We start from the raw sequence: 663 nt of genomic DNA, 5'->3' as shown, positions 1-663 counted from the left end.
ATTGGAAGTAGCAGGAAAAACCAAAACCGAAAGCTTACAAATTACAAACGGTGTTTGTAATACCAATTATATTTTAACGGCTAGCGATGCCAATGGAAATGCCATTTGGAAAGACATAAACGATTTTATGGGAGAAAGCATTTGGAGTGAAAATAGCAGTGGTAATGTATATTTTGAAGATGGGCATGTTGGAATTGGTACCAATAATCCTCAATCTCCTTTGGATATTGATTTTGGTTCTCAGACTATTGGTTTAGGTTTTGTAGGCAATACATACTCAAGTAGTAATACTTATTCTGATTTTAAGATGGAGACCAGTTACGAATCTGGTAAACCCGAATTAACGTTTAAAACTGCAAATGGTAGCGCTCGATATAACTGGGCATGCCAAGGGGTGGACAAGATGACTTTAGAGATGGTTTATTATGGAGATCCAAGTGCGACTAGGTTAATCCTACATGATGGTACTATTATTACTGAAAGATTAAAAGTAACATCTGCTACTGATGTTTCAGGCTATGTTCTAACAGCAGATGCTGATGGCGATGCTACATGGCAAGAACCTCAATTTAAGGATATAAATGGAAATCTATTTTTTAATGGAAGAATTGGAATCGGAACAGAAAATGCTGGCACTCATAAATTAGCAGTAAACGGCTCCAT

1 protein-coding gene is annotated in these 663 nt (G+C 36.7%); it reads left to right on the top strand.

Features of this window, described 5'->3' with window-relative positions:
- Positions 1 to 663, top strand: a 663-nt coding sequence (locus HNS40_RS22600) for a hypothetical protein (RefSeq protein WP_172284969.1), incomplete at both ends; no start/stop codon positions are given.

The organism is Lentimicrobium sp. S6 (genome assembly GCF_013166635.1).
Classification (GTDB): domain Bacteria; phylum Bacteroidota; class Bacteroidia; order Bacteroidales; family UBA12170; genus UBA12170.
Note: the sequence above shows the minus strand (reverse complement) of the source record. Positions and strands in the feature narration are given on the sequence as shown.